The sequence below is a fragment of the Pseudomonas panipatensis genome (genome assembly GCF_900099785.1).
Lineage (GTDB): Bacteria > Pseudomonadota > Gammaproteobacteria > Pseudomonadales > Pseudomonadaceae > Pseudomonas > Pseudomonas panipatensis.
In genome coordinates this window covers 133,951-159,336 of record NZ_FNDS01000009.1, presented here as the reverse complement: position 1 = coordinate 159,336, position 25,386 = coordinate 133,951, and the positions used below count along the sequence as shown (strand labels likewise).

Genomic DNA, 25,386 nt, shown 5'->3' with positions numbered 1-25,386 from the left:
GAAATACAGGCGCCAATCACAACGGCGCGGCACCGAATACGTGCGCGGGGCTTGCCGTCCCGAAAAAAATTACGCAGAGTGTAAAAAGATTACGACAACAACAGCGCCCGCCACGACGGGCGCGCAGCCTGCGAGCGACGGTTCATGGACCTCTACACCTACTACCGTTCCACTTCCTCCTACCGGGTGCGCATCGCCCTGGCGCTGAAAGGCCTGGACGTCCAGCAGTTGCCGGTAAACCTGCTGCAGGGCGAGCAGAACCAGCCCGCCTACCGCGCGCTCAACCCGCAAGGCCGGGTGCCGACGCTGCGCAGCGACGAAGGCGAACTGCTGATCCAGTCGCCCGCCATCATCGAATACCTGGAAGAACGCTACCCGCAACCGCCGCTGCTGCCCGCCGAGCCGCTGGCGCGCGCGCGGCAGCGCGGCGTCGCCGCGCTGATCGGCTGCGATATCCACCCGTTGCACAACGTCTCGGTGCTCAACCGCCTGCGCCAGCTCGGCGTCGATGAGGATGGCGTCAACGCCTGGATCGGCCACTGGATCGGCGAGGGTCTGACGGCCGTCGAAGCGCTGATCGGCGACCAGGGTTTCTGCTTCGGTGCGCCGGGCCTGGCCGACGTCTACCTGCTGCCGCAGCTCTACGCCGCCCGCCGTTTCACGGTGGACCTTTCGGCCTTCCCGCGCATACTCAGGGTAGAACGCCTGGCCCTGGAGCATCCCGCCTTCCGCCAGGCTCATCCCGACGCCCAGGCCGACAAGCCGGCCTGAGGAGCGCAGCGTCATGCACAGCCTCGGTTTCAAAGTCACCATCGGCGACCACCTCGCCCGCAGCGTGCGCGGCGTCTCCTGCGCCCCGCCGCGCCGCGTCCGCCGCTGATTTCCCCCGACTTTCCGAATCCCGGCGGCGCCGCCGCGCGCCGCCACACCGAGGAGCCACGACATGGCTGACATCTTCGACAATCCCATGGGCCTGATGGGCTTCGAGTTCATCGAGTTCGCCTCGCCCACCCCCGGTCTGCTGGAGCCGATCTTCGCCAGCATGGGCTTCACCCTGGTGGCCAAGCACCGCTCCAAGGACGTGCACCTGTATCGCCAGGGCGAGATTAACCTGATCCTCAACAACGAGCCGAAGAGCCAGGCCGCCTACTTCGCCGCCGAGCACGGTCCCTCGGTGTGCGGCATGGCCTTCCGCGTGCGCAACTCGCACCAGGCCTACGCCCGCGCCCTGGAACTGGGCGCCCAGCCGGTGGAGATTCCCACCGGGCCGATGGAACTGCGGCTGCCGGCGATCAAGGGCATCGGCGGCGCGCCGCTGTACCTGATCGACCGTTTCGGCGAAGGCTCGTCGATCTACGACATCGACTTCGAGTTCATCGAGGGCGTGGATCGCCACCCACGGGGCGCCGGCCTGAAGATCATCGACCACCTGACCCACAACGTGTACCGCGGGCGCATGGCCTACTGGGCGGACTTCTACGAGAAGCTGTTCAACTTCCGCGAGATCCGCTACTTCGACATCAAGGGCGAGTACACCGGCCTGACCTCCAAGGCCATGACCGCGCCGGACGGCATGATCCGCATCCCGCTCAACGAGGAATCCTCCAAGGGCGCCGGGCAGATCGAGGAATTCCTCATGCAGTTCAACGGCGAGGGCATCCAGCACGTAGCCTTCCTCACCGACGACCTGATCGACACCTGGGACGCGCTCAAGGCGCTGGGGATGCGCTTCATGACGGCGCCGCCGGCCACCTACTACGAGATGCTCGAAGGACGCCTGCCGAACCATGGCGAGCCGGTGGAGGAACTGCGCAGCCGCGGCATCCTCCTCGACGGCACCTCGGAAGGCGGCGAACGCCGGCTGCTGCTGCAGATATTCTCGGAAACCCTGATGGGGCCGGTGTTCTTCGAGTTCATCCAGCGCAAGGGCGACAGCGGCTTCGGCGAGGGCAACTTCAAGGCGCTGTTCGAATCCATCGAGCGCGACCAGATCCGTCGCGGCGTGCTCGAAGCCAAGTAGCCCGTCGGCGGATAACGCCAGCCGTTATCCGCCACCCCTGCGCCACATCGACAACGGCGCATGACCGCGAACGCCCATGCGCCCTACTCGGGCCGATGCCCGGCCATGCGTGCGGTGATGGCCGCGGCGGCCTCCTTCAATAGCTCCGCCGCGCGGCCCTGGGTCTCGGCACGGAAGGCGCTGGCCGCGCCAACCACGGTGACTACGCCGGCGAGCTGTTCGCCCACGGCGAACACCGGCGCCGACAACGCATTGACCCCCGGCATCAGCAGGCCGTGCACATGGTGCAGGCCCGTGGCGCGGATTTCCGCGGTCTGCTTGCGCAGCTCCTCGGCGTCCAGCACCCCGGGCATGCCCGCCTCCTCGGCGCGCAACGGCGCGGTTTCGCCGTCGGGCAGGTAGGTGTTGAACACCAGGCCGGTGGACGAACCGAGCAACGGCAGCACCGAACCGACACGGGTCACCAGGGTCACCGCGCGCAGCGGCTGTTCCACCTGCACCACCGTCGGCCCCTTGTTGCCCCACACGGCGAGGAAACAAGTTTCGTTGAGTTCATCGCGCAGCGCCGCCAGCTGCGCACTGGCGGCGCGCACCACGTCGAGGCGGCCGATGGCGGCCAGGCCGACGAACAACGCCTCCGGACCCAGGGCGTAATGGTTGGTGGCCGCATCCTGTTCGGCGAAGCCACTGGCGATCAGCGCTTGCAGGTAGCGGTGGACCTTGGCCGCGGGCATGCCGACGTGCTCGGCCAGGCGCGACAGCGAGGTCGCCGGGGCCAGGTCGGCGAGGCCCTTGAGGATGTCCGTGCCGACTTCGGCGGCCTGCACCTTCTGGCGTTTCGGCGCGGCGCCGGTGTCCCTTTCGTTGGCCATGTACTGACTCGGATTGGCAATGGAGGCGCTGTTATAGCTTGACCCCCTACGCCTTTCAAATTACGTTATCCGTAATTCGATTACAAAAATAAAGAGGTCGCCATGCCCGTCGAATCCCTCGCCTACCAATCCGGCTTCAATAACCAGTTCAGCAGCGAAGTCCTGCCCGGCGCCCTGCCGAGCGGCCGCAACTCGCCGCAGCAGGCGCCCTATGGCCTGTATGCCGAACAACTCTCCGGCACGGCCTTCACCGTGCCGCGCAGCGAAGCCCGGCGCACCTGGCTGTACCGCATCAAGCCGTCGGCCAACCACCCGGCGTTCCAGCGCCTCGAACGGCAGATTCGCGGGCGCGACACCGGTCCGGTGACCCCCAACCGCCTGCGCTGGGACCCACAGCCGATTCCCGCCGAAGCCACCGACTTCCTCGACGGCCTGCTGACCGTCGCCGCCACCGCCGATGCCGAGCAGGCCAGCGGCATCAGCGTGCACCTGTACTGCGCCAACGCCTCGATGCAGCGGGTGTTCTTCAACGCCGACGGCGAATGGCTGATCGTGCCGCAGCAAGGCCGCCTACGCCTGGCCACCGAACTCGGCCTGCTGGACATCGAACCGCAGGAAATCGCGGTGATCCCGCGCGGCATGAAATTCCGCGTCGAACTGCTCGACAGCAGTGCGCGCGGCTATATCTGCGAGAACCACGGCGCCGCCCTGCGCCTGCCCGACCTCGGCCCGATCGGCAGCAACGGCCTGGCCAACCCGCGAGACTTCCTGGTGCCGCTGGCGCACTACGAGGAGCGTGACGAGCCGGTGCAACTGGTGCAGAAATTCCTTGGCGAGCTGTGGGCCTGCGAACTCGACCACTCGCCGCTGGACGTGGTCGCCTGGCACGGCAACCACGTGCCCTACAAGTACGACCTGCGCCTGTTCAACACCCTCGGCACGGTCAGCTACGACCACCCGGACCCGTCGATCTTCACCGTGCTGACCTCGCCCAGCGACACCCAGGGCATGGCCAACGTCGACTTCGTGATCTTCCCGCCACGCTGGATGGTGGCCGAAAGCACCTTCCGCCCGCCGTGGTTCCACCGCAACCTGATGAACGAATTCATGGGCCTGATCCACGGCGCCTACGACGCCAAGGCCGAAGGTTTCGCCCCGGGTGGCGCCTCGCTGCACAACTGCATGAGCGCCCACGGCCCGGACAACGCCAGCACCGTGCAGGCCATCGCCGCCGAGCTGAAACCGCAGAAGATCGATCACACCATGGCCTTCATGTTCGAGACCGGCCGCGTCCTCCGCCCGAGCCGCTACGCTCTCGAATGCCCGCAGCTGCAGCGCGACTACGACGCCTGCTGGAGCGGCATGGCCAAGACTTTCCACAGGAACTGACCCATGAGCCACGCAGACACCCGCCGCAGCTGGATCGCCTCCGCCAACGGCCACCCCGACTTCCCCCTGCAGAACCTGCCGCTGGGCATCTTCAGCCCGGCCGGCGGCACGCCGCGCGGTGGCGTCGCCATCGGCGAACAGATCTTCGACCTCAAGCTGGCCACGGCCGCCGGCCTGTTCGACGGCGCGGCCGCGACAGCCGCTGAAGCCGCCAGCGCCGACAGCCTGAACGCCTTCTTCGCCCTCGGCGCCGGTCCGCGCCGCGCCCTGCGTGAACAGCTCCAGACGCTGCTCGCCGAAGGCAGCGCGGCGCAGGCGAGGCTGCAAGCGCTGGGCGCCGACCTGCTGCCGGCCCAGGCCGACTGCCAGATGCACCTGCCGGCCAGGGTCGGCGACTACACCGACTTCTATGTCGGCATTCACCACGCCAACAACGTCGGCCGCCTGTTCCGTCCGGACAACCCGTTGCTGCCCAACTACAAGCACGTGCCCATCGGCTACCACGGCCGCGCGTCCACCGTGGTGGTCTCCGGCAGCGACGTGCGCCGGCCCAACGGCCAGACCCTGGCGCCGGGCGCCGAGGCACCGAGCTTCGGCCCAAGCAAGCGCCTGGACTACGAACTGGAACTGGGGATCTGGATCGGCCAGGGCAATGCCATGGGCGAGGCCATCGGCATCGGCCAGGCCCAGGAGCACGTGGCCGGCTACGGCCTGCTCAACGACTGGTCGGCGCGCGACGTGCAAGCCTGGGAATACCAGCCGCTCGGCCCCTTCCTGGCGAAGAACTTCGCCACCAGCGTGTCGCCCTGGGTGGTCACCGCCGAAGCCCTGGCGCCGTTCCGCAAGGCCCAACCGGCGCGCCCCGAAGGCGACCCGCAGCCACTGCCCTACCTGCTGGACGCCGCCGACCAGGCCGCCGGGGCCTTCGATATCCAACTGGAAGTGCTGCTGCAGACCCCGGCCATGAAGGCACAAGGCATGGCGCCGCTGCGCCTGGCTCTGAGCAACACCCTGAACATGTACTGGACGGTGGCGCAGATGGTCGCCCACCACAGCGTCGGCGGCTGCAAGCTGCAACCGGGCGACCTGTTCGGCTCCGGCACCCTCTCCGGACCCAGCGCCGACGCCTTCGGCAGCCTGCTGGAGAGCACCTTCGGCGGCAAACAGCCGCTACGCCTGCCGAGCGGCGAGGAACGCACCTTCCTGCAGGACGACGACGAAGTGATCTTCCGAGCCCACTGCCAGCGTGACGGTTATCCACAGATCGGCTTCGGCGAATGCCGCGGCGTCATCCTGCCCGCCCACTGACCGACCACGGCGGCGGATAGCACCCCGTATCCGCCGCCCCATCCCGGACAACCATGGGATGGCGTTCATCGATCGGCAGGGACCGCATGGGTTTCGTTCCTCAACCCATCCTACGCACCCCGTCCCCCTGCCCACGCACCGTAGGATGGCGTTGAGCGCAGCGATACCCATCGCCGGCAAGGACCGCATGGGTTTCGTTCCTCAACCCATCCTACGCCCCCGTCCCCCTGCCCACGCACCGTAGGATGGCGTTGAGCGCAGCGATACCCATCGGCGTTGACCGCGTCTACCCCGCCGGCGACAGGGTTCCCAGCAGCGACACCAGCGCCACCGCCGCCAGTCCGCACAGCCACTCCAGCAACACGCTGCGCCGTAGCGCCAGCAGGCGGCGTTCGCGGAAGGCCAGGGCCAGGCGGTTGAGCAAGGCCAGGCCGAGCATGCCGGCGACCAGCAGCAGCTTGAATGTCAGCACCAGGCCAAAGACCGAATGGCGCGGGTCCGGCCATTGCCCGACCAGGGCCCAGACATTCGCCAGGCCGCTGGCCATCACCCCGCCCACCAGCAGATAGCCGACCCCGCTGAAACGCCGCAACGCCTCGCCATGGGTCGCATCCGGGGCGCGGTAGAGCAAGGCTGCCAGCAGCAGCAGGCCTCCGAGCCAAGCGCCCGCGCAGAGCAGGTGCAGGCCCTGGTTGAGCATCAGCCCGAGCCCCGCCCAACCGTCGAGCATGGCGCCATGGCCGACCGGCGCCAGGCTCGCCAGCAGCGCGCCGGCGAGCAACAGGCGCAACGGGTTGTCCGCTGCCAGCGGCAGGCACAGGGTCAGCAACAGGCCGAGATTGGCCAACAGATGCCAGGCCCAGACCTTGCCGAAGAAGGAGTCCCCAAGCACCAGGCGCAAGGTCGGCGCATCGACGGCAGCGGACCAGTCACTGGCCATGCTCGCCGCCACCAGGCCCAGCCAGGCCAGCCCGGCAAGCAGCGCCACGGCGGCGCCGGCGCGTTGGCAACGCAGCAATGGCCGGTCAAGCTCGGCCAGCACCCGGGGCTCCTGACGGCGCAGCACGGCACGGAACAGCGCCACGCCGAACAGCGTCAGGGCCAGGGAGAAATGCAGGAAGCGGCAGAACACCAGGGCGCTATCCAAAGCGGAAGCCCCCGCGACACATAGCAGGCATATCCGTCAGGACTCAGTGCGCCACCGTGAACCCGTAGCGACCCTCGCTGTGCTGCGCATCCGTCGAGCTGACCCGCCACTTCACCCGGTAATGGCCGGCGGGCAGCGGCTGTTCGAGGGTGACGATCAGCACCTTGGAATCATCCGCCGCCTTCCTGATCTCGCCGATCTTCACCACCAGGCCGTTGTCCGCGCTGATGCGCACCCGCGCGTTGCTCGCCTTGACCCGCTCGGAAAAGCGCAGGCGCAGCTCCATGGGCGGCCGCACCGTGCTCTCGGCCCCCGGCACCGTGTCTTTCAGGCGGACATTGGCGAAAACCGCCGGGATGTTGGCCAAGGCGACCAGCAGGGCAAGAGCGGCGAACAGGCGGGAACGGGGCATGCAATCCTCCGGAAGGCGTGGTGAGTCGGGCGAGCTTAACAGGAGTTCGTCGAGACACCGCAGCTCCCCGCCATGGGTTTACCGCATGCGCATCGATACGAGCCGCAGATACCCAGCGGCCTCGCGCAGGGCCTCGATAGAAATACTTTGACACATTTGGTTAGCCAGCCTTAACTAACGCAATAACAATATTCATGAATCGATATTCGATACGCCAATTATGAAAATAACGAAAACGTCTTTCACCAATTATTGGCAATCGGAAGCCGGCCCCTTCCCCGCGTATGCCGCCGCGCTCCCGCGCCAGGCGCGCTGCCTGGTGATCGGCGGCGGCTACACCGGGCTATCCAGCGCGCTGCACCTGGCGCCACGGCAACAAGGGATAGTGGTGATCGAGGCGCAGCAGCTCGGCGAAGGCGCCTCGGGACGCAACGGCGGCCAGGTCATCCCCGGTCTCAAGCTCGGCCCGCAGGCACTGCGCGAGCGTTTCGGCGAGCGCCGCGCCGAGCCGCTCATACGCGCGGCCTATGGCGCCGCCGACCGGGTTTTCGAGCTGATCCGCGAACACGCGATCGACTGTTCCGCGCGGCAAAACGGCTGGCTGCTCGCCACGCACAGCCCGGCGGCGCTGGCGACCCAGGCGCAGCGCGCGGCGGAACGCCGTGAAGTCGGGGCAGACATGCACCTGCTCGACGCCGTCGAGGTGCGCCGTCTGATTGGCAGTGCGGCCTATGTCGGCGGCGTCTTCGACCCTCGCGGCGGCATGCTGCAGCCCCTGCGCTACCTGCACGGATTGGCCGGCGCCGCCCAGGCGCTCGGCGTGAGCATCCACGAGAAGGTCCGCGCCCTGTCGCTGAGCCGCAGTGGCGGGCGATGGACGGTAGTCACCAGCGCCGGGGAGATCCAGGCCGAACAGGTGCTGATCGCCACCAATGCCTACTCCGACAACCTGTTGCCAGGGCTGCGGCAGACCCACGTGCCATTGTGGAGCCTGCAAGCCGCGACCGAGCCGCTGCCGGCCGCTCTGCTCGAGCGGATCCTTCCCGGCGACCTGCCGGTTTCCGACAGCTTCCGGGTACTGCGCTACTTCCGCCGCAGCGACGACGGCCGGCTGCTGCTTGGCACCCGCGGCGCCTTCACCGATCGCGTCGGCGCCGGCGATGCGCAACGCGTGGCGCGGGAAATGCTGAGCATATTCCCGGCGCTCGCCGGTACCGCCCTCAGCCATTGCTGGAGCGGCCGCATCGCCGTGCCGGCCAGCCAGATCCCCATGCTGCACCGGCCGCAACCAGGCTTGACCGTCGCCCTCGGCTACTACGGCCGCGGCGTGGCCATGGCGACGCTGATGGGCAGCTTCGTCGCCGACTTGATCGACGGCCTGCCGGAACAGGAAAGCATCTATCCGGTCACCCCCTACCGTCCGCTGCCGGGTGCCGCGCTGCACCGCACGGTGGCGCGAGTCACGGCCAACGCCCTGCGTCTGCGCGACATCATCGAACGCCGCCTGCTGGACACCACGCCATGAACGCCTCCCTGAAACCGCAGCCGGGCACGCCGTCCATGGCCAAGCGATCGCCTCGCAACGGCCGCAAGCTGTTCGACGCCCTGCTCAACCTGCCCGGAACCCTGGTCACCTGCACCCTGGTGCTGTTCGCCCTGGGTCTGGTGCTGTTCCTCAGCCTGCGGGTCAACGACGGGCAGGTACTCGGCAGCGCCTTCACCCTGAGCAATCTGAGCGACGCCCTGCTCGATCCGCTGACCCGCCTGGTGCTATTGCGCTCGCTGGTGCTGGCCGGGCTGGTGACCCTGGCGACGGTGCTGCTGGCCTACCCGGTGGCCTACTACCTGGCCTTCTACGCCGGGCGACACCGCAACCTGCTGCTGTTCCTGGTCAGCCTGCCGTTCTGGACCAGCTACCTGCTGCGGGTGTTCTCCTGGAAGATCGTCCTCGCCTACAACGGCGTGCTGAACTCGGCCCTGCTCGAACTGGGTCTGATCCACGAGCCGATCACCGCGCTGCTGAACACCCCCAGCGCCGTGGTGATCACCCTGGCCCACGCCTACGCCGCCTTCGCCGTACTGCCCATCTACGTCAGCCTGAGCAGCGTGCCGGGCAACCTCTTCGAGGCCGCCGCCGACCTCGGTGCCCGCCCCAGCCAGCGTTTCATACGGGTGATCCTGCCGCTGTCGATGCCCGGCGTGCTGTCCGCCGCGCTGGTGGTCTTCGTGCCCACGGTGGGCGACTACGTGACCCCGGCGCTGGTCGGCGGACCGAGCAGCACCCTGATCGGCAGCCTGATCCAGTCGCAGTTCGGCAAGGCCGACGACTGGCCCGCCGGCTCGGCCATGGCGGTGGTGAGCATGCTCGCCATCGGCCTGGTGATCCTCGTGGTCCGCCTGCTCAACAAGCGCTGGGGAAGCCGCACATGAACAAGCACCTTGCCAAGACCAAGCGCGGGCTGGGCCTGTACGTCATCGGCTACCTGGTCTTCCTCTACCTGCCGATGCTGCTGATCCCGCTGTTCTCGTTCAACGACTCGACCCTGGCAGCCTTCCCGCTGCGGGGCTTCACCCTGGACTGGTACCGCAGCCTGTTCGGCAACCCCAGCCTCAGCCAGGCGACCTTCAACAGCCTGCTGGTGGCGACGTCGTCCGGCGCCCTGGCGACCGTCTGCGGCGCACTGATCGCCTATGCCGACCAACGCCGCGGCGGGCCCCTGGCGCGGGTCGTATCGTTGCTCGCGCGGCTACCGATCCTGGTGCCCGGGGTGGTGCTCGGCATCGCCCTGCTGATCGTGGTGAACCTGGCCGGCTTGCAGCCGTCGCTGGGGGCGATCATCGTCGGCCACACCTGCTTCTGCCTGCCCACCGCGGTGGTGGTGATGCGCAGCCGCTTCGCCGCCTTCCCGCGCAGCTTCGAGGAAGCGGCCATGGACCTGGGCGCCAACGAGTGGGTCACCCTGCGGCGTATCGCCCTGCCCCTGGCGCTGCCGGGGCTGCTGTCCAGCTTCATGCTGTCCTTCCTCACCTCGTTCGACGAATTCATCGTCGCCTTCTTCCTGGTCGGCAACGAACCCACCCTGCCGATCTACATCTGGACCCAATTGCGCTTCCCCACCCGACTGCCCAGCGTGATGGCCCTGGGCAGCCTGATCCTGTTGACGTCCATCGTCATCGCCACGCTCGCCGAAACCTTGCGGCGAGCCAGTAACCGAGCACTGCGTAGTCCCCGTTGAGAATGCCAACCCATTGGAGGTGCACCATGAAGACCGCTGCAAAATCGTTCCGGCTGCTGGCTGCCGGCATTTCCGCGTTCAGCCTGTCGCTGAGCCTGATCGGCGCCAGTCACGCCGCCGACGCCGACAAACTGACTTACATGACCTGGTCAGGCTACGAGTTGCCCGAGTTCCACCCCGGCTACCCGGCCGACAAGGTCGACATCTCGGTGTTCGGCGACGATGACGATGCCCTGTCGAAGGTGCGCGCCGGCTACCGCCCGGACCTCGTCCACCCCTGCTACGACAAGCTCGAGCGCTGGAAGCAGGCCGGCCTGCTGCAACCCCTGGACGCTTCGCGGCTGAAGAACTGGGAGAGCATCTATCCGGTGATCAAGGACCTGCCGGGGATGGTCGATGCCGACGGCAAGGTATGGATGGTGCCGTGGGACTGGGGCAACACCTCGATCCTCTACCGCACCGACCTGGTGAAGAACCCCGAGAACAGCTGGAAGATGCTGTGGAATCCGCAGTACTCCGGGCGCATGGCGACCATCGACGCGGTTCACGACACCGCGCTGGTGGCGGCCCTGATGTCCGGCGTCGATGCCTTCGCCAAGCTCGACCAGGCGCAGCTCGACAAGATCGGCCAGACCCTGCGCGCGCAGCGCCCGCTGATCCGCAGCTACACCAACGACATGACCTCGGTGGAACAGTCGCTGGCCAGTGGCGAACTGGTCGCCGCGATGACCTGGAACGCCTCGGCCACCGCGCTGAAGAAACAGCACGTGCCGGTGACCTTCATGAAGCCCAAGGAAGGCATGCTCACCTGGGTCTGCGGCATGGTCCTGCTCAAGGACTCCAAGCACGTCGACCTGGCCTACGACTTCATCAACGCGCGGCTGAAGCCGGAATCCGGCGAGAAGCTGATCCAGGAGTACGGCTACGGTAGCGCCAGCAGCGCCGCGTTCGCCCGGGTGCCGAAAGCCAGGCTGGAGGAACTGGAATTGCCGGACGATCCCAACGTCGTGCTCAAGTCCACCGTGATGACCCGCAACATTCCCAGCAACGACGAGCTGTCCAAGCTCTTCGAGCGGGTCAAGGCCGGCGGCTAGCGAAGGCCGGCGTGCCGCGCCGCGCGGCACGCCGCCCCAACGAGGAATCGAGATGAACAGCGATACGGTTGTGCGCCTGGAAGGCGTCAGCAAGCAATTCCATGGCGGCGTGCTCAGCGTCGACAACATCGACCTGGAGGTGCGCCAGGGTGAGTTCCTCTGCCTGCTCGGCCCCTCCGGTTGCGGCAAGACCACCACCCTGCGGATCATCGCCGGCTTCGAAGAACCCAGCGCCGGGCACATCTACCTGGACGGCTGTGACGTCACCAGCGTGCCGCCCTATGGCCGGCCGGTGAACACGGTGTTCCAGGACTACGCCCTGTTCCCGCACCTGAGCGTGCGCGACAACATCGGCTTCGGCCTGAGCGTCGCCAAGGTGCCGGCGGCCGAGGCGCGGCGGCGGATAGACTCGACCCTGGAGCTGGTCGGCCTGACCGCCAAGGCCGAATCCCGCGTGCAGGCACTCTCCGGCGGTCAGCAGCAGCGCGTGGCCATGGCCCGCGCGCTGGTCTGCGAGCCGCGCGTGCTGCTGCTCGACGAACCGCTCTCGGCCCTCGATGCGCACCTGCGCCAGCAAATGCAGGTGGAACTGAAGAAACTGCAGACGCGCCTGGGCACCACCTTCATCATGGTCACCCACGACCAGACCGAAGCCCTGGCCATCTCCGACCGCATCGCGGTGATGCGCAGTGGCCGCCTGGAACAGGTCGCCGGCCCGGCGGAGCTGTACGACAGCCCGGCCTCGCCCTTCGTCGCCGGCTTCATCGGCGCCACCAACCTGCTCGAAGGCCAGGTGGTCAGCCAGCACCTGGGGGCTCTCGGGGTCCGCGTCGGCTCCCTGGAAATCCTCGCCAGCAGCCAGCAGCCGTTACCACTGGGCAGCCCGGTGATCATCTCACTGCGTCCCGAAGACATGCGCCTGGCACACCCCGGCGACACGCCGCAGAGCGGCTTGTCGCGGGTCCGCGCACGCATTGCCCAAAGCATCTTCCATGGCCGCTCGCTACGCCTGCACCTGGAGTTGCCGGGCATCGACGAGCTGACCCTGGACGTGCCACGCGAGGCCTTCGACCGCCTGGCCGCCGGCGACGGCGCCAGCGTCGAGCTGTGCATCCCGCCGGGAAGCGCCCGCGCCTATGCCAAACCCGCTACCCACGCGGCCTGAAACCCGTTCAAGGAGAGTCCCCGATGAGCGATCCCGCCCGGCGCAGCGCCGACGACCAGGAAGCACTGCCCCGCTACACGCCTGGCCAATCGCTGGGGATCTACCTCGGCCGCCGAGCCGCCTCGGTGCCGAGGCGGACTTCCACGCGACGCCCCGTTTAGAATGGACGCACTCGCGGGCCGGTGCCGAAGCACCACCCGCACCACAGCAGAGACCTGCGCATGAGCACTGCCGAAAAATCCCCCCTGTTCGCCAGCACCCTGGCCCGCGGCCTGGAAGTCCTCACCGCCTTCCGCGCCGGCTACCCAAGCATGAACCTGCCGGAGCTGGCTGCCGCCACCGGCATGACCAAGAGCGCCGTGCAGCGCTTCACCTACACCTTGGAAACCCTCGGCTACTTGCGCAAGGATGCGCAGAAACGCTACCGCCTGACGCCGCGCGCGCTGACCCTGGGGTTCGGCTTCCTGCAGACCGACAGCCTGATCGAACGCGCCACGCCTTACCTGCACGAGTTCAACCAGCAGTGCCACGAGAGCTGCAACCTGTCCGAGCCCGACGCCTACGACATGGTCTTCGTCGCCCGTTTCCCCAGCCACAACCGGGTGATGATCCCCATGCCCCTGGGTCTGCGCCTGCCGATGTACTGCACGGCCTCCGGGCGTGCCTACCTTTCCCGGCTGGCCCCGGAGGAAAGCCGGCGGCTGCTCGAAGAAATGCCCAGGTCGGCACACACCCCCAGCACCCTGGTCGACCTGGAGCGCCTCAATGAGGCCGTCGAGACCGCCCGTGACGCCGGCTATGCCTGGATCGACAGCGAGTACTTCCCAGGCGATATCAGCCTGGCGGCGCCGGTCGTCGACGCCAGCGGGCATCCATTGGGGGCCATCAACGTCGGGGTGCCGGCCAGCCGCTGGAGCCTCGTTGACGCCCAGCGCGAACTGGCCCCCCTGCTGATCGAAACCGCTCGCGCGATCTCCAGCGCCGGACAGAGCCAGCGCGCCGGTAACGGCCTGCTTTGACTCCGCGCTCGCGCCGACGCCGCTTCGGCGGCAGGCGCGCGGCAAGCGACGCCTCTGCATGGCCCGGACGCGGGCCAGTTCACTGGAACAGATTGGCCTTGACGCAGAAGGTCAGCAGCGCCTGGTCGCTGTCCACTTCCAGCTTGCGCATGGCGGCGATCTTCTGCGCGCTGACGGTCTTCACGCTGCGGTTGAGCTGCTGGGCGATATCGCCCACGCTGAGCCCGGAGACGAAGTGACGCAGCACCTCGAACTCCTTGGCCGACAGGCTGGCGATGCGTCCCTGGATATCGTCGCCGCTGGCCAGCACGCTGTTCGCCGCCTGCATGTGCGCGCCGCGATAGATACGGCCGTGCTGGAGGGTATCCACGGCCACGCGGATCTCGTCGATGTCGCCGCTCTTCAGCACCACGCCGGAGACCCCGAGGTCGTAGAGGCTGGAGAGGATCAGGTTGTTGCTGAGCATGGTGTAGATCAGCACGCGGGTCTGCGGGAATTGCCGCAGCAGGTAGCCGATCAGCTTCAGGCCATCGCCGTAGACGTCATCGCCCGGCATGTTGTAGTCGGTGATGACGATGTCCGGCGCCTGCTCCCGGCACAGTTGCACCAGCTCGCTCGGACTGGCCGCCACCCCCACCACGGCGAAACGCGGATCGCGCTGGACCACCTCGCGGATTCCCAGACGCACGATCGAGTGATCGTCCGCAACCACGACCTTGACCTTGTCCATAGACGCCCCCGAATCCTGATTCACGGCCGCGCCTGAACGATGCGCGCCCTGCCATCAGCATAGCGGTGGGATCGACGAGCGCCACGCCGGAGCGGGACACACGCCGAAACCGGCACTCAGTGAACCAGCACCGGCATGTCCTTGCGCAGCAGCCCCTCGAAGGCCGCGGGACTGACCGCCTCGGAGATCAGGAAGCCCTGCACCCGGTCGCACTGGAAACGCCGCAGCAGGTTGAGTTCCTCCTGCCGCTCGACGCCTTCGGCGACCACCTCCAGGCCAAGCCGACGGCCCAGCGCCACGGTGCTCGCCAGGGCCACGGCCAGGGCCTCGTCATCGACGCTGCCATGGACCAGCGCGCGATCGATCTTCAGCTCGGTGAAGGGCGTCGACACCAGGTTGTACAGCGAGCTGTAGCCCTGGCCGAAATCGTCCTGGGCCAGGCCGAAGCCCTTCATGCGCAGGCGGCAGGCGCCGGCGTGGTAGCTGCCCGGCAGCGTCGTGACGCTGTTCTCGGTCAACTCGAAACAAAGCAGCGACGGGTTGCCGCCCTGGTGCTCGACGAAATCCGCGAGCTGGTCCGGCAGGCTGGGGTTGTCCAGCAGCCGCGTCGGCAGGTTCACCGACACCGGGATGCGGAAGCCGCAGCGGCGCCAGTCGGCCTGGGCCTGCAGGGTCTGCTGGATCACCGTCCAGAGCAGCGCTTCCTCCAGGCCATGCTCGACCAGATCGGCGATGAAACGCCCGGGCAGCAGGGTGCCCTTCTGCGGATGCAGCCAGCGCACCAGTGCCTCGGCGGCGACGATGCGGCCGTTGTGCAACGATTTCTTCGGCTGGAACCAGGCCTGCATTTCGCCGCGCGCCAGGGCCAGCAGCAGGCGCCCGCGACTGAAGCGTGCGTGTTGCGTCGGCCTTGGCAGGTTCTGGCTGAGGCGGGTGCCGAGGGTTTCCAGCAGCCCGGCGATGGCCGTCGGCACGGCCGGCTTGGCGATCGTGCCGATCACCGACAGGCCGAGCGCCTGGGCCGCCTGGCAGGCACCGCCCATGATCCGCCGCGAGGCCGTGCTGAGCAGCGCCAGTTGCGGCCGGTGCGCCAGCGCGCCCAGGCGCTGGATCAATTGCACGCCGTCCATGCCGGGCATCAGCAGATCGCTGACCACCAGGTCGAACGGCTGCCGTTCGAGACACAGGATCGCCTCGGCACCATCCTCGGCGGTCTCGATGTGCTCGACGCCCTGGCCGCGGAACAACTGCAGCAGGTATTCGCGCTGGAACGGATGGTCTTCGACGATCAGCACGCGGTAAGGCAAGGTCTTCATGAAACCTCCTGACAGGGCACCGTCGGACGGCGCGAGGGTGCGCGCAGGTGGCGGTGACTGGGCGGGCCGGCCTGCCTGTGCAGGCGCCGGCGGCGTCCGGCGAAGGCGACGGGAAAGCACCGCGCGCCCGGAACGAGCGCCAAGGGAAGCCGGCGCTCACGCTCGGCCCGCTGCCGAGCGGCAGCGGCAACCCTTTGGACTCGATGGCGCCCAGTGTGAAGAGCGCGAGCCAGGTCCACTATCAGACAAATCTAATTATCCGGGCTTCCTCGCCCGGCGCTGGCGCCGCCACGTCGCAGAACGGCGCCAGCGGATGCCGCGGTGCGGCTCAGTCCCGGGCGTCGAGCAGGCCGCTGGCGCGCAGCACGCGGCGCTCGATGGCCGCCTCCAGCACCCAGGGACCGCGCCCGGCGCTGGCCAGGCTGAACCAGTGGCGGGCGCGGGTGATGCCGGTGTAGACCAGCTCGCGGGTGAGGATCGGGTTGAGCGCGTCCGGCAGCACCAGGGCGGCATGGGTGAACTCCGAGCCCTGGGACTTGTGCACGGTCATGGCGTAGACCGTTTCCACCGCCTGCAAGCGGCTGGGCAGCACCCACTTGATGCCGCCCTGGCCGTCGGCGAAGGCCACGCGCAAGGCCCAGTGACGCTCGCCGTCCTGCTCGCGGGGCAGCGCCAGGGTCAGGCCGATGTCGCCGTTCATCAGCCCCAGACCGTAGTCGTTGCGCGTCACCAGCAGGGGCCGGCCGAGATACCAGGCCTGCCCCGGCTGGATCAGCCCCTCGCTTTCGAGCAGTTCGGCGATGCGCAGGTTCAGTCCTTCCACGCCCCAGGGGCCGCGGCGCAGGGCGCAGAGCACCTGGAACCGGCCGTGGGCGGCGAGCACGCGCAGCGCCCAGGCGTCGAACGCGGCCGGCGGCGCCGACAAGGCCGGCTGGCCGTCGCGCAGCACACTCAGGTAATGCCGGTAGCCCTGCGGCGGATCGATGCCCTCGCGGCCGCCGCCCTGCCCGGGGAAATTCCGCCCACCGCCCTCCACCACCAGCTCGCGCAGGGCGCGGTTATCGCCCGCCTCCAGGCTCAGCCGCGCGAGATCGGCGTAGCCGTGCTGCCAGACCGCGCGGGTGGCGGCCAGGTCGCCGGCGTTGACCGCTTCGGCGAGGCGGCCGATACCGCTCTGCGCGCTGAAGCGGTGGCTGTGGCGGAGCATGGCCACCGCCTGGTCGAGGGCCAGGCCGTCGGCGTCGAGCAAGGTCTCGTCGATAGGCTCGCCAGTGACCGCCTGCAGCCAGTCGCGGGTGCTGCCGTGGTAGTGGCCGTCGCGGGCCCGGCTGCACAACTCGCCGAGCACCGCGCCGGCCTCCACCGAGGCCAGTTGGTCCTTGTCGCCGAGCAGGATCAGCCGAGCCTTGTCCGGCAGCGCGGCGAGCAGCGCCGCCATCATTTCCAGGTCGACCATCGAGGCTTCGTCCACCACCAGCAGGTCGAGCGCCAGCGGGTTGCCGGCGTGGTGACGGAATTGCCGGCTGTCCGGGCGGCTGCCGAGCAGCCGGTGCAGGGTGGTGACCTCGGTGGGAATCAGCGCGCGCAGCGCTTCGCCGGCGGGCAGGCCATCCAGCTTCAAGCCCTGCACCGCGCCGGCGATGGATTCATTGAGGCGCGCGGCGGCCTTGCCGGTCGGAGCCGCCAGGCGGATGCGCAGCGGCCGCGCCGCGGCACCCTCGACGGCGAGGCTCTGCAACAGCGCCAGCAGCTTGACCACGGTGGTGGTCTTGCCGGTGCCGGGACCGCCGGTGACGATGCCGAAGGCGTTGCCGGCGACCAGCGCGCAGGCCAGTTTCTGCCAGTCGCTGGGCGCCCCCGCGCGCGCCGGGAACAGACTGTCCAGGGCGTGCCGCAGGGCCGCCTCGGGCAACGCCGCGCGCAGCTCGGCGGCGCGCGCCAGGCGCAGTTCGATGCCGGCGCGCACCGCGCGTTCGTACTGCCAGTAACGGCGCAGGTAGAGACGCTGGCCAGCCAGCACCAGCGGCGTGGCGCCGGGGCCGTCGCCGACCAGGCGCGGATCGTCCAGGGCCGCTTGCCAGGCCGCCAGGTCGAGGCCATCGAGCAACTCGCCGGGCAGGGTCAGGGCCGCTTCGCCCAGCTCGCCGTCCGGCGGCAGGGACAGGGCGAAACGGCTGTCGGCCAGGGTCGCCGCCAGGTCCAGGCAGACGTGGCCGCGCCCGAGCTGGTGGCTGGCCAGGGCCGCCGCCAGCACCAGCAGCGGCTCGGCGTCCGCCGCCTGCTCCACCAGGAAGGCGGCGAAGGCGCGGTCCAGCTCGCGCAGCCAGCCGCGCGCGGCCCACTGGCCGAGAAGGTCGAGCAACTGCGCCAGGTTCATGCCGCCACCGCCTGGCTGAACAGCGCGTCCAGTTCATCCATCAGCGCGCGCGGCGGGCATTCGCAGAACAGCCCCTGCTCGCCACCGCGCAGGAACAGATAGACCGCGCCGCCGACGTGCCGCTGGTAGTCGTAGTCCGGCAGGCGCGCCTTGAGCAGGCGGTGCAGGGCGAACAGGTAGAGCGCGTATTGCAGGTCGTAGCGATGCCCGAGCACCGCCGCGCGCAGTGCCGCCGGGGTGTAGGCGCTCACGTCCGCGCCGAGCCAGTTGGATTTGTAGTCGGCCACGTAGTAGCGCCCCTCGTGTTCGAAAACCAGGTCGATGAAGCCCTTGAGCATGCCGTTGAGCTGGCTCTGTTGCAGCGCCGGACGCGCCTCGCCGGGCAGCACATGGCGGCGCACGACGGCGTCCAGGCGCGCGCTGTCGGTGGCCTTCACGGCGAACCAGAACTCCATTTCCTTCTGGTAGGTACGCAGCGCGGCAAGGCGCAGCGGGCCGGCGCCGGGCAGCGCGAAGGCGCTCTCCAGCCAGTTCGGCAGCCACTGCACCAAGGGCTCGATCCAAGCCTCCCAGCCACGCACCTGGCAGCGCCGGGCGATCAGCTCGCGGCACGCCGCCGGGTCGCCGGCGACCCGCGCGAAGCCCTCGTCGGCGGCCCATTCCAGCAACCCGTGGAGGAAGCTGCCGGGGTTCGCGCCACGCGGGAAGGCGTGCAGGCTGCCGGCCGCCGGGACGGCCACGGCCGCTTCGGCGAGCAAGGCGTCGGCGGGCGTCTCGGCCTCGCGCAGGGTGGCCTCCTCGGCGCTGATCGGTTCGCTCGCCTCGCTCGGCGCGTCGGCCTCCGGGTCGAGACTGGCCAGCGCCGAATAGCTGGCGATCCACCAGCGCTCGGCCACCCGCCGACGCGGCTCGCGCGCCGCTTCGAGGATACCGGCGCGGCTTTCGTCGTAGGCCGTGGCGTCGATCGACGGCGCCGCCGCCAGGGCGATCGCCGGACAGCCTTCGGCCAATGCCGCGAGGCGCTCGGCGAAGCCATCCAGGGCGATCGCCGCGCCACCGCCGAGCAGGTAGCCGAAGGCGCCCTTGTGCAGCTCCGGGCTCTTGCTGTTGCCCATCGCCAAGGGCGCGACGCCCAGCCAGACGCCATGGCGGGCGCGGGTCAGGGCCACGTAGAGCAGGCGCATGTCCTCGCCCAGGCGTTCGTCGTTGGCCTGGCGGTAGGCGGCGTCGGCCAGCTCCTTGCCGCGCGCCAGTTCGATCACCCGCCCGGCCTCGCCCTGGAAGCTCGGCGGGGTCTGGCTCTTGCCGTCGAATTCCTTCCAGCTGCAGATGAACGGCAGCAGCACCAGCGGATATTCCAGGCCCTTGGATTTGTGGATGGTCACCACCTTGATCAGGTCGGCGTCGCTTTCCAGGCGGAGGATTTCCTCGCTACTGGGGCTCGCCAGTTGCTCGGCCAGCAGGCGCAACAGGGCGTGCTCGCCGTCCAGTTCGGCGGCCTCGCGCTGCAGCCATTCGGCCAGGTGCAGCAGGTTGGTCAGGCTGCGCTCGCCGTCGGCCTGGCGCAGCAGGCGCGCCGGCAGCTCGAAGTCGGCCAGCAAGCGGCGCAGCATCGGCAGCACGCCCTGCTGCTGCCACTGGCTGCGGTAGTCGCGGAAGCGCATGAGCATGCCTTCCCAGAACTGCTCGTCCTGGTTCAGCCGCTCCAGGGTCTGCCAGCCCAGGGCCAGGCTGCGGCTGGCCAGGGCGGCGCGCAGCAGGGCGTCGTTGCCCGGCTCGGCGCAGGCCCGCAGCCATTGCAGCAGGTCGCGGGCTTCCTGGCTGTCGAACACCGAGTCGCGGTCGGACAGGTAGACGCTGGCCAGACGCCGCGCCGCCAGTTCGGCACGCACCGCCTCGGCCTCGCTGCGCCCACGCACCAGGATGGCGATATCCGCCGGGCGCAGCGCACGGCCGCTGCCATCGGCCTGGTACAGCCCGGCGCGGCCTTCCTGGGCCAGGCTCAGCCAGGCGCGGACGGCGCTGGCCGCGCTCGCGGCCATTTGCTCGCGATAGAGCCGGCTGCCGACCACCTGGCCGTCGTTGTCCAGGCGCCAGAGGGTCAGTGCCGGCGCTTCGGCGCCATCGATCAGCAGGCGCTCGGCGCGGCCCTTGGCGTCGACCGCCTGGAACGGCACCGGGTTGTCGCCCTCGCTGGCGAAGCGGAAGGCGCCGCGCGCATGGCCTTCGGCGAAGGCGAAGCAGTGGTTGACCGCCTGCACCACCGCCGCGGTGGAGCGGAAGTTGCGCCCCAGGGTGTAGTGGCGCCCGGCGGTGGCGGCGCGGGCCCGCAGGTAGGTGTGGATATCCGCGCCGCGGAAGGCGTAGATCGCCTGCTTGGGGTCGCCAATCATGAACAGGCCCAACTGCCGTGGGCTCTCGGCGATGCGGTAGAGGCGCTCGAAGATGCGGTATTGCAGCGGGTCGGTGTCCTGGAATTCGTCGATCAGCGCCACCGGGAACTGCTGGCGGATGCGCTCGGCCAGGTGTTCGCCGCCGGCGCCGGCCAGGGCGCGGTCGAGGCGCACCAGCAGGTCGTCGAAGCCCAGTTCGGCGCGCCGCTGTTTCTCCGCTTCCAGCGCCCGGCGCACCTCGCCAAGGGCATGCAGCAGCAGTGGCGCGGCGATATCCGGGCGCTCCTCGCCCTGCGCCGCCCAGGCATCGATGGCCTGCAACGCCGGATGTTCCGGCACCACCGCCTTGGCTTTGAGCTTGATCCGCGTCTGGCCGAACTTGGCCAGGTTGTCCGGCGTCTCGCCGCCCTCGCTCCAGGCCTCCAGCGCCTGCAGCCAGGCATCGAAGGTCTCGTCGTCGTCCTTGCCGCGGTAGCTGGTGCCGTTGAGCTGCGCACGCAGCGCGTACAGCAGTTGCCGCAGGCCTTCGCGGTCGGCGGCCCAGGCGGCGCGCGCGGCGCTCTCCAGGGCATCCAGGCGCGCGTACCAGTCTGCGCTGTGCTCCAGCAGTTCGCGCAGCGACGGCGGCGCGCGGAGCGACTGGTCGGCGTAGCGGAAGTCCGCCTCCTGCTGGGCCAGCAAGGGCTGCAGGGCCTTGGCCAGAGCGTCGGGCGCGGCGTAGCAGCGCAGCACTTCCAGCGCCGCCTGCGCCGGCAGCGGATAGAAGGTGCGCCGCCAGTAGTCGCGCACCACCTCGGCGAGCAACTCGCTCTGGTCGGTGATCAGCTCCTGGGTGAACAGGCTGCCGCTGTCGAAGGCGTGCTCGCGGAGCATGCGGTAGCACCAGCTATGGATGGTCGACACCGCCGCCTCGTCCATCCACTCGGCGGCCAGGCGCAGCAGGCGCGCGCAGCCGGGCCAGCGCTCGGCCGGATAACTGCCGCGCAGCTCGACCAGCAAGGCATCGTGCGCCGCCTGCGGCTCGGCGAAGCACTGCGCGGCCTCGCCCAGGCGCGCGCGGATGCGTTCGCGCAATTCCTGGGTGGCGGCGTCGGTGAAGGTCACCACGAGGATTTCCGGCGGGCTCAGCGGCCGGCCGAAGGCCAGCTCGCCGCCGTGGTCGAGCACCAGGCGCAGGTACAGCAGGGCGATGGTGAAGGTCTTGCCGGTGCCGGCGCTGGCTTCGATCAGCCGGCTGCCGTGCAGGGGGAATTCCAGGGCGCGCAGTTCATTGCTCGGGGCAGCGCTCATTGGCCGTGCTCCTCGTCATCGCGGCGTTGCAACAGGTGGTAGAGCGGGCCGTAGAGGGCCTCGGCCCAGGCTCCGAACTCGCCGCTGGCGGCGAGGCTGGCGAAGTCCGGGTAGACCCGCGTCAGCGCCGGCGAGGCCGCCGCTTCGCCGGTCACGCCGAAGCCGCCGTCGTAACGCTTGGCCGCTTCGCGCGCGGCCTTTTCCTCATCCTCGCCGGCGCCGAGCCAGGCGCAGGCTGCCTTGCAGGCCACCGGCAGCGGCCGCCGCAGGCCTTCCAGCCAGGCCGCGATCAGGCTGTCGAGCTGCGCGCGCGCCTGTTCGGCGGCCAGCGGCGGCAGTTCCAGGGTGCCGCTCTGGCTGACCAGCAGGCTGCGCACCGGCGCGCCGCAGAGCTGCAAACCGAGGTGGCGCACCCAGTGGCGCACCAGGCTGTGCCATTTGTAGCCACGGCCCTCGTGCAGCTTGCCGCTGACCAGTTGCAGGCTGGCCAGTTGGCCGTCGGCATTGCGCCGCAGGCCACCGAGCCAGTCGCTCAGTGACACGCCGCTGGGCGCATGCAGGTGGCTCAGCTCGCGCTGGCCCTCCTCGGCCTCGCTCCAGTAGGTCAGTTGTTCGCGGTAGCGCCCGAGCAACTCGCCCAGCGGCGCACTGAGTTCGCGCGCGCTGAAGGCGCCAAAGGCCGCCAGCGGCAGGCGCCCCTCGCCGCGCAGGCGGCTCAGTTGCTGCTCGATGCGCGCCGGCAGCGCGCCATCTTCCCAGTGGTTTTCGATCCACGGGCGCAGGCGCTCGCACAGCTCGAACTGCAACTGCCAGACCTGCAGGCCGTCGAGGGCGAAGGTTTCTTCGTCGTGGCCGGTCAGGTCCTCGTCGCCGAAGCGCACCTTCAGGCGTTGCTGGAAGAAGGCGTTGACCGGATTGGCGAGGAAATCGCCGAGGGTGCGCAGGCCGATCGCGGCGTCCGGCAGCAGCGGCGCCAGCACGGCCTCCTCCAGCGCCACGCCGGCGTCGTCCTGGCGATGCACCTCGCGCCATTCGCGGGCGTAGGTGTAGAAGCCGTCGACGCCTTGCCCCGCGGCAGCGCCCGCGCCTTCGAAATAGCGCCGGCTGAAGGGTTGCAGCGGGTGTTCGGCGGTCAGCGCGGCGAGCAGCGCCTTGCCGTCGCCGGGCTTGTCGGGCAGCGACCAGCCCGCCGCCAGGTGGTCGCGCAGTTGGCCGATCAGCACCGAGGGCGGACGCTCGCTGTTGTCGCGGATGCTCCGCCCGACCCAACTGATGTAGAGCTGCTCGCGTGCCGAGAGCAGCGCTTCGAGCAGCAGGTAGCGGTCGTCCTCGCGGCGCGAACGGTCGCCGGGACGGTAGTCGTTGCGCATCAGGTCGAAGTCCAGCGCGGTCTGCTGGCGCGGGTAGTCGCCGTCGTTCATGCCGAGCAGGCAGACCAGGCGGAAGGGAATCGCGCGCATCGGCATCAGCGTGCAGAAGCTCACCGCGCCGGCCAGGAAGCGCTGGTTCAGGCCGCCGGCATCGAGTCCGCCGAGCCAGGCCTCGCGCACCACCGAGAGCGGCAGCGGCTCGGCGAAGTCGGCGTGGGCGCAGGTGTCCAGCCAGCGTTCGAGCAGTTGCAGGAGTTGCTGGCGGAGCAGTTCGTCGTGCTCGTCGCGGGTGAGGAAGAAGTCATCCAGCAGTTGTCGCAGGCGCTCCGCCCACTGCGCCGGCGCGGCCGCCTCGGCGAGGCGCTCGCAGGCCTCGGCCAGGGCTTGCAGCAGCGCGGCCAGCGGACCGAGCACGGCGGCGTCGAGGCCGCCGATCTCGGCGTAGGGCTGGATGTCCTGGAAGGCCTCGCCCTCGCCCACGGCGAAGCCGAGGAGCATGCGCCGCAGGCCGAAGCGCCAGGTGTTGGCCTCGCCGGCGGCGGGCAGGCCGAGGCCCTCGCGCTGCTCGCCGTCGAGGCCCCAGCGCACCCCGGCGCCCTGGACCCAGCGTTGCAGCAGCGGCAGGTCGGCCTCGGCGATGGCGAAGCGCGCGCGCAGTGCGCCGACGTCCAGCAGGTCGAGGATTTCGCTCACCGCGAAACGGCTTTCGGGCAGTTGCAGCAGATGCTCCAGGGCCACCAGCAGCGGCTCGCGGCCACGCTGGCCCTGGTCCGCCAGGGTGAAGGGAATGAAGCGCTTGTCGTCGCGGCCGAGCTGCCCGAACACCGCCTGGATGTGCGGCGCGTAGGCATCGACGTCGGGGAGCATGACGATGATGTCGCGCGGGCGCAGCGTCGGGTCGGCGTCGAAGCGCGCCAGCAACTGATCGTGCAGCACCTCGACCTCGCGTTGCGCGCTGTGCGCCACGTGGAAACGCAGCGAGCGGTCCCGCGCCGGATCGACCGCCGGCCAGCGCGCGCGGCTCTCCGCCAGCGGGCGCAGCTCCAGGATGTCGTCCTGCAACTGGCCGAGCAGGCTGTCCGGGGTGTCTTCGCTGAACAGGTCGATGCGCCCGCCGCTGACCGTGCCGACGCGCGCGCGGTAGCTGTCCGGGTCGTCGTACTGGTCGAGCAGGTTGATGTAGTCGCGCCCCTGCTTGCCCCAGGCGGCCAGCAGCGGCTGCGCGTACTGGTGCTGGAGATCGGCGTCGAGCTGCGCCGGCACCCCGGGGCGGCGCTGCTGGCGACGGTACTCGTGGCGCAGCAGGTCCTTGTCGGCGACGATGTCGGCCCAGTGGTGGCGGCAGGGGTTGTGCACGCAGAGCAGCACCTGACTGACCCGCGCCAGGGCGGCCAGCGCCTCGACCGTCTGCGCCGGCATCGCGGAGATGCCGAAGACCACCACGCGGCGCGGCAGGCCGAGCGGCGGCGGACCTTCGCGCAGGCGTTCGAGGAAGCGCAGGTGTACACCGGAGCGGCTGCCGGCCAGTCCTGCCTCGCCCACCTCGTCGAGCAGCGCGCGCCACAGCACCGCCTGCCAGCGCTCGTCGGCCTCCAGCGGCCGCACCTGGCCCTTGGCCGTGCGTACCTGCGCGCGCCCCTGGCTCCAGTCCTCCAGCCAGTCGGCGCGGTACACCTGGTACTGGTCGAAGAGGTCGGCCAGGCGCTCGGCCAACTGGTGGCGCTTGCGCAGGTCGGCATCCTCGGCGAGGAAGCGCCGCAGGCTCTGGAACTCCTCGCGCGCCAACAGCGCCGGCAGCAGGCGCATCAGACGCCAGGTCAGCGGCGCCTTGTCCAGCAGCGAAACCTCCGGCACCGCCTCCTTGCCCAAGGCGCCCCGGTAGGCGCGCCAGAGGAACTGCGCCGGCAACTGCACGTCGAGCGCCGCGGTGATGCCACAGCCGCCGTCGGCGACATCGCGGGCCAGGGCCAGCTTCAGCCACTGGGCGATGCCGTTGCTCTGCACCAGGATGGTCTCGCTCTCCAGCGGCGCCAGCGGGTAGCGCGCCATCCAGCCGACCAGCAGGTCGCGCAGGGCTTCCGGGTGATTGCCGTGGATGACCATCAGGCCGGGGCTCAACTGCTCTTCGCTCATCGTCTCTCCTGAAACTGACCGCGCCTGCGCCGCGCGGGAAATGCCGGGCATTTCAACAAAACCCGGCGCCGGCCGGGAGGTTTTTTTCACCGCCGGAAGTCTAGCGAGGCGCGGC

The 25,386-nt window shown here is 69.4% G+C and carries 18 protein-coding genes; 10 read left to right on the top strand and 8 right to left on the bottom strand.

Going from position 1 to position 25,386, the window contains the following annotated elements; all coding sequences use genetic code 11:
- Positions 1 to 144: 144 nt before the first annotated feature.
- Both maiA and hppD read left to right on the top strand, forming a co-directional pair.
- Positions 145 to 771, top strand: coding sequence for a maleylacetoacetate isomerase (maiA, locus tag BLQ74_RS20735; RefSeq protein ID WP_090265825.1), 627 nt, complete (start codon positions 145 to 147; stop codon positions 769 to 771).
- A gap of 172 nt (positions 772 to 943) precedes the next feature.
- Positions 944 to 2,020: a 4-hydroxyphenylpyruvate dioxygenase gene (hppD, locus tag BLQ74_RS20730; RefSeq protein ID WP_090265823.1), complete on the top strand. Its 1,077-nt coding sequence runs from the start codon at positions 944 to 946 to the stop codon at positions 2,018 to 2,020.
- 83 nt (positions 2,021 to 2,103) lie between these two features.
- Here the strand turns inward: hppD and BLQ74_RS20725 are convergent, their stop codons facing one another.
- Positions 2,104 to 2,892 (bottom strand): IclR family transcriptional regulator, encoded by a 789-nt coding sequence (locus tag BLQ74_RS20725; protein ID WP_090265821.1) that lies wholly within the window; start codon positions 2,890 to 2,892, stop codon positions 2,104 to 2,106.
- 102 nt (positions 2,893 to 2,994) lie between these two features.
- Here BLQ74_RS20725 and hmgA point away from each other — a divergent pair, with 102 nt between their 5' ends.
- Positions 2,995 to 4,281 carry a homogentisate 1,2-dioxygenase gene (hmgA, locus tag BLQ74_RS20720; RefSeq protein WP_090265819.1) on the top strand — a complete coding sequence of 429 codons (1,287 nt, stop codon included), beginning with the start codon at positions 2,995 to 2,997 and terminating at the stop codon, positions 4,279 to 4,281.
- Positions 4,282 to 4,284: 3 nt separating this feature from the next.
- Positions 4,285 to 5,589: a fumarylacetoacetase gene (gene fahA, locus BLQ74_RS20715; RefSeq protein ID WP_090265817.1), complete on the top strand. Its 1,305-nt coding sequence runs from the start codon at positions 4,285 to 4,287 to the stop codon at positions 5,587 to 5,589.
- Between the two features lie 286 nt (positions 5,590 to 5,875).
- Here fahA and copD read toward each other — a convergent pair whose 3' ends face one another.
- Both copD and BLQ74_RS20705 read right to left on the bottom strand, forming a co-directional pair.
- Positions 5,876 to 6,736: a copper homeostasis membrane protein CopD gene (copD, locus tag BLQ74_RS20710; RefSeq protein WP_090265815.1), complete on the bottom strand. Its 861-nt coding sequence runs from the start codon at positions 6,734 to 6,736 to the stop codon at positions 5,876 to 5,878.
- 43 nt (positions 6,737 to 6,779) lie between these two features.
- On the bottom strand, positions 6,780 to 7,148 hold the full coding sequence (locus tag BLQ74_RS20705; RefSeq protein ID WP_090265812.1) for a copper resistance protein CopC: 369 nt from the start codon (positions 7,146 to 7,148) through the stop codon (positions 6,780 to 6,782).
- Between the two features lie 220 nt (positions 7,149 to 7,368).
- On the opposite strand from BLQ74_RS20705, the gene BLQ74_RS20700 reads away from it, so the two are divergent.
- From BLQ74_RS20700 to BLQ74_RS20675, 6 genes are all read left to right on the top strand, one after another.
- Positions 7,369 to 8,673, top strand: a complete 1,305-nt coding sequence (locus BLQ74_RS20700; protein ID WP_090265809.1) for an NAD(P)/FAD-dependent oxidoreductase — start codon at positions 7,369 to 7,371, stop codon at positions 8,671 to 8,673.
- Complete coding sequence (locus BLQ74_RS20695; RefSeq protein WP_212633151.1) at positions 8,670 to 9,578, top strand: ABC transporter permease; 909 nt, start codon at positions 8,670 to 8,672, stop codon at positions 9,576 to 9,578. The genes BLQ74_RS20700 and BLQ74_RS20695 overlap by 4 nt, the downstream gene beginning before the upstream one ends.
- On the top strand, positions 9,575 to 10,384 hold the full coding sequence (locus tag BLQ74_RS20690) for an ABC transporter permease (RefSeq protein ID WP_090265806.1): 810 nt from the start codon (positions 9,575 to 9,577) through the stop codon (positions 10,382 to 10,384). Before BLQ74_RS20695 ends, BLQ74_RS20690 begins: the two co-directional genes overlap by 4 nt.
- A 26-nt stretch (positions 10,385 to 10,410) precedes the next feature.
- Positions 10,411 to 11,478 carry an ABC transporter substrate-binding protein gene (locus BLQ74_RS20685; protein ID WP_090265804.1) on the top strand — a complete coding sequence of 356 codons (1,068 nt, stop codon included), beginning with the start codon at positions 10,411 to 10,413 and terminating at the stop codon, positions 11,476 to 11,478.
- 52 nt (positions 11,479 to 11,530) lie between these two features.
- Complete coding sequence (locus tag BLQ74_RS20680; RefSeq protein ID WP_090265801.1) at positions 11,531 to 12,643, top strand: ABC transporter ATP-binding protein; 1,113 nt, start codon at positions 11,531 to 11,533, stop codon at positions 12,641 to 12,643.
- Between the two features lie 221 nt (positions 12,644 to 12,864).
- Positions 12,865 to 13,662 (top strand): IclR family transcriptional regulator, encoded by a 798-nt coding sequence (locus tag BLQ74_RS20675; protein WP_090265799.1) that lies wholly within the window; start codon positions 12,865 to 12,867, stop codon positions 13,660 to 13,662.
- Between the two features lie 79 nt (positions 13,663 to 13,741).
- Here BLQ74_RS20675 and BLQ74_RS20670 read toward each other — a convergent pair whose 3' ends face one another.
- From BLQ74_RS20670 to recC, 5 genes are all read right to left on the bottom strand, one after another.
- Positions 13,742 to 14,392, bottom strand: a complete 651-nt coding sequence (locus BLQ74_RS20670; protein WP_090265797.1) for a response regulator — start codon at positions 14,390 to 14,392, stop codon at positions 13,742 to 13,744.
- Between the two features lie 116 nt (positions 14,393 to 14,508).
- Positions 14,509 to 15,708, bottom strand: coding sequence for a response regulator cyclic di-GMP phosphodiesterase PvrR (gene pvrR, locus BLQ74_RS20665; RefSeq protein ID WP_090265795.1), 1,200 nt, complete (start codon positions 15,706 to 15,708; stop codon positions 14,509 to 14,511).
- A 328-nt stretch (positions 15,709 to 16,036) separates the two neighbouring features.
- Positions 16,037 to 18,085, bottom strand: a complete 2,049-nt coding sequence (gene recD, locus BLQ74_RS20660) for an exodeoxyribonuclease V subunit alpha (protein ID WP_090265793.1) — start codon at positions 18,083 to 18,085, stop codon at positions 16,037 to 16,039.
- On the bottom strand, positions 18,082 to 21,768 hold the full coding sequence (gene recB / locus BLQ74_RS20655) for an exodeoxyribonuclease V subunit beta (RefSeq protein WP_090265791.1): 3,687 nt from the start codon (positions 21,766 to 21,768) through the stop codon (positions 18,082 to 18,084). The genes recD and recB overlap by 4 nt, the downstream gene beginning before the upstream one ends.
- Entirely contained in the window at positions 21,765 to 25,271 is a 3,507-nt protein-coding gene (gene recC / locus BLQ74_RS20650; RefSeq protein WP_090265789.1) for an exodeoxyribonuclease V subunit gamma, read from the bottom strand. Before recC ends, recB begins: the two co-directional genes overlap by 4 nt.
- Between the last annotated feature and the right edge of the window lie 115 nt (positions 25,272 to 25,386).